Source organism: uncultured Senegalimassilia sp., from assembly GCF_934632265.1.
GTDB lineage: Bacteria > Actinomycetota > Coriobacteriia > Coriobacteriales > Eggerthellaceae > Senegalimassilia.
Genome location: NZ_CAKTYH010000149.1, coordinates 1 through 3,895 on the forward strand (window position 1 = coordinate 1; position 3,895 = coordinate 3,895).

The 3,895-nt window shown below is 60.7% G+C and carries 4 protein-coding genes; 1 reads left to right on the forward strand and 3 read right to left on the reverse strand.

Going from position 1 to position 3,895, the window contains the following annotated elements; all coding sequences use genetic code 11:
- Together Q0H50_RS08735 and purN are read right to left on the reverse strand one after the other, a co-directional pair.
- Window positions 1-382 (reverse strand): hypothetical protein (locus Q0H50_RS08735; RefSeq protein ID WP_294421505.1); only part of this gene is annotated, 382 nt, incomplete at its 3' end.
- Entirely contained in the window at window positions 372-986 is a 615-nt protein-coding gene (gene purN / locus Q0H50_RS08740) for a phosphoribosylglycinamide formyltransferase (protein ID WP_294421508.1), read from the reverse strand. The genes purN and Q0H50_RS08735, both read right to left, overlap by 11 nt.
- Window positions 987-1,326: 340 nt before the next feature.
- Here purN and Q0H50_RS08745 point away from each other — a divergent pair, with 340 nt between their 5' ends.
- Window positions 1,327-2,229 carry a Fic family protein gene (locus tag Q0H50_RS08745; RefSeq protein WP_294421510.1) on the forward strand — a complete coding sequence of 301 codons (903 nt, stop codon included), beginning with the start codon at window positions 1,327-1,329 and terminating at the stop codon, window positions 2,227-2,229.
- A gap of 108 nt (window positions 2,230-2,337) precedes the next feature.
- Here the strand turns inward: Q0H50_RS08745 and Q0H50_RS08750 are convergent.
- A partial coding sequence (locus Q0H50_RS08750; RefSeq protein WP_294421512.1) for a DNA/RNA helicase domain-containing protein occupies window positions 2,338-3,895 on the reverse strand: 1,558 nt, incomplete at its 5' end.

Sequence of the window (3,895 nt, forward strand, 5' to 3'; positions counted from 1 at the left end):
GGCTAGGCGTGCGCGCGGAGACGATCTCCTTCGCGTCGTTGCAGAAGAACACCATGCCGGCGCCGTCGGCCGAGCCGGTGTCGCCGTACTTCTTCGTGACCTCGTTGTCGGTGTTTGCCTGCGCGGCGGCGGGGTCGAACACCACCTTAAAGCCCAACCACGCCAGGTCGCCCTCGGCCATGGCACGGGCGGCGCGCTCGAAGGTGGGCGCGTCCGCGGCGGTGAGGGCGGCAGACAGTTTCCCCAGGTCATCGGGCGAAACGTGCATGTTGCCCTTCAGCGCCTCGGCGGAAAAGCACGGGAAGTCGGCGGGCGAAAGCTCCACCGCGCGTCCCGCGCGCAGATCGGCGGCGATGCCCGCCAGCGTTTCCCTAGTCAGCAAGGTGCACCTTGCCCTCCGCGTCGACGCTCACGCGGCCGGCGGCAAGCCAACCCAGCACGCGCGGGTACAGCTCGTGCTCCACCTGGTGGATGTGGGTTTCCAGGGTTTCAAGCGTGTCGCCCTCGGCCACGCGCACCGGTTCCTGTGCCACGATGGGGCCCTTGTCGTAGTCCTCGTTGGCGAAGTGAACGGTGACGCCCGTGACCTTCACGCCGGCGTTAAACGCGTCGGCGATGGCGTGCGCGCCCTTGAACGAGGGCAAAAGCGCCGGATGCAGGTTGAGCACGCGGTTGGGGAAGGCGTTGAGCATGACGGGCGTGACCTTGCGCATGTAGCCGGCCATGACCACGTACTGCGCGCCGGCTTCCTGCAGCGCGGCCACGATCTGCGCATCGGCCGCCTCGGGGTCGGCGTAGAGCTGGCGGTTCATGACCAGCACGGGGATGCCGGCGGCGTTGGCGCGCTCGATGCCGTACGCATCGGGACGCGACGCGACCACCTTCACCACCTCGACGGGCAGGCCCTTTTCCGCCTCATCGAGGATGGCCTGGAAATTCGTGCCGCTGCCGGAGAGCAGCACGCCGATCTTCAACTTTTCGGACACGAGACAGCCTTTCATCAAGCGGCGCCCAACCAGCCCCGCGATTCGCACTATGCAACCAGTATACGTGCAGGCAGCAAGCCCAACCCCCCGCTCTCGGCAAGCGCCATCAAGTATTCAAGCCGGGGAGGTGAACAGGGGACGGAGGTGTGTTCACGATGACGTCTCGCGTTCCCAAGCACTCCCGCGTGAACACACCTCCGTCCCCTGTTCACGCGCGCGCAATGCGCGGGCGTCGGCGCTCGCCGTGCTATCATGTTCCGATAACGCGCAAGCGTTCGCGATTGCGGCGCAACCATTGGAAGGGCTCCTACGCGGAGCGGGGCGATCCCAGGTAACCGTCATGTCCGCAGACAGCTACGACGATTTCGAATATCGACCGGCTTCCGAATACACTTCGGAAGAGCGGCGCAGGCACTATTGGGCCGTCGCCATCGGCTTGCAGGACGTCGACGGCCTGAAGGTGTCCGACTACCTGCGCGACCAAGCTCATGCCTACATCCGCGGCGAGAAGGGGCTCGACGAGGTCGGCGAACTTGTTCGCGAACGATACGCCAACGCTGAGGCTAGCAGCGAAACCAAAGAGGCCGACCTGGTAAGCCAGCGCATCGCCGAGCTGCTCACGCGCGGCGCCTTCTTCCTTTCGCCCGACATGCTCACCACCATCCACGCGTATCTGTTCCAGGACCTCGATCCCGCGGTATACCGCCCCGGCCAGTTCAAAAGCGAGCGCCTGATCAAGCAAGAGGAGATCCTCAACGGCAACAGCGTGCTGTACGCCGACCCGCTGACCTACAAGATGTCCCTTCGCGGCGCGTTCGCGAACGAGGCCGCCGCGGCATACACGACGTTCACGGACGAAGAGCTGCAGCGCTTCTGCCACACCATCGCATTCCTCTGGCAAATCCATCCTTTTTACGAGGGGAACACCCGCACCATCGCCGTGTTCTCGGAGTTGTACCTGAACAGCCTAGGATTTCAGGTGGCGAACGACCCCTTCGCCAAGCACGCGCGCTACTTCCGCGACGCGCTGGTGCGCGCGCAGTACCGCAACGCGGCAGCGAAGATCTTCCCCGATGACTCGTTCCTGATGCGGTTCTACAAAAACGTCATCGGAGAAGACGGCGGCGAAATGAACCGCGCGGACATGATCTGCACCCGCCTGTTCGAGGACCCCACCCTACTGCGCAACGTCGACCCCAAGGATGCGCTGCGTAAAGGGAAGGGCGAAGCGCGGTCCAATTAGAGAAGCGAACGCGAAAAGATCTTGCACACGCGCAAAAGCCCAATCGTCCACAAAGCGCAAGCCGAACTCGACCGCACCCCCACCTGGCCCAACTTCTCTTATCCAAGCTTAGACGGATCGCTGGAAGTACTGAGCGAAGTACCCCCTTAATGTCGGGTCCTCGATATACACATGGGTTCCAAGAATCCCCCTCGTGAGCAATACGTAGTAGATGTTCTTGATGTAGCGATCGAGCTCTTCCTTCGAGGATTTTACCTTGCCGTTGCTGTCGAAGTAGCCCTCCTTGTTCGATTCAGGCTTTCCCTCTTCTCCATTGAAGAGCAAATCACGACCGATAATCACATAGGCATAGCTGAGATCGTAGCCTTGAATCGAATGGATGCAACCAACCTCACGAGCAACACGAGGGTCCTCCACGCCGAGACCCACCCAGTTCTCGTTGGTGCAGTTCCACCTTAAGCGCACGCTGTCAATCTCGATGTCGCAATCGGACGGGACCTCCCCCTCCTTCAACTTTCTCCCGGGCTTCGTCTTCCACTCCCAGGCGTAGCCCGCTACCAGTCTGCTCAGGTTGTGGTCCCGATAATCTCGCTCAAAGCAGTCCACGAAGTCGCCGAAGTCCTCATGCAGTTCAAAATCGTAACCCTCGAACTCCTGGAACCCTTCGCAGCACCCATCAAGGATATCGCGAACATAGCGAAGATAGGCGTCCCCGCCCTTGACACGCATCTGGCTTTCGAGCTTGATGGGGCGCTCCACAGCCCCGCCGAGGGCGGCCCTCATCGCGTCTCTGCGAACGCAAGATGGGCCGATGCTCTGGAGCGGATCATAGAAGAAAATCGGGAGTTTTGTCTGATTGATGACCCAGTCCATCTGAGTGGCATCCCCAGGGAGCCCCAGCTTCTCGTTCACTTTGTCGTAATTGCCGATCGAAGGACCCAGGGCGACACGCCTCTTCAGCTTATGCGCCTCGTCGACAAGAACGATGTCGAAGCATTTGCCCTTGCCGGGTTCGTAGCCCATCGCGGGCTTCACGAGGTCGCTCGGTCCGATGACGTCGGACTTCTTGAACCCGCTCACGTTCGCCAGAGACCTTTGGAGCGTCTTTCGCAGCGAGGTCACTGGCTCGATGATGCGTATGTTCATGTCCTTGCAGCGAGGGTCGTCGCGCAGCATCTTAAGCAGATATATGGCGAGAACGGTCTTTCCCGTGCCAGGCATCCCTTCGACGACTATCGGCTCGGCTTTGTCTATGCCGTTCCTGACGGCGGCCATGATCTTGTCGAGGGCGACGCGCTGGTCGGCGTTAAGCCCCTTGAAGGGCGAGTACTTAAAGACCTCGGATTCCTCGATATCGGCGATGGTGTGGTCGGCCAGCTCGAGGGCCCGCAACTCTTCCCACAGGTCCTCGAACATAGCGGAGTAAGCGCCCTTGCTGAAGTAGTTCGAGTCCGTCATTCCTTCGTTTTTGTTAGTGAGCTTGTATCGGCCATCCGCATGCATATAGCCGATAAGACGGTGCTCGTAGTCGGTGATAACCGAGCCGTTGAATTCCTCGTTGTAGATAACGTTGAATGTGTCAAAGTCTCGTTTTTCCTCGTTGGCACCGTGCTGGCTCATTCGTGTTGCGATGCTTGTGGTCTGGCCAACGTACGCGGAGTCTTTG

Coding starts and splice junctions, on each gene's coding strand:
- Q0H50_RS08745 (WP_294421510.1), top strand. CDS start 1,327: ATGTCCGCAGACAGCTACGACGATTTCGAATATCGACCGGCTTCCGAA.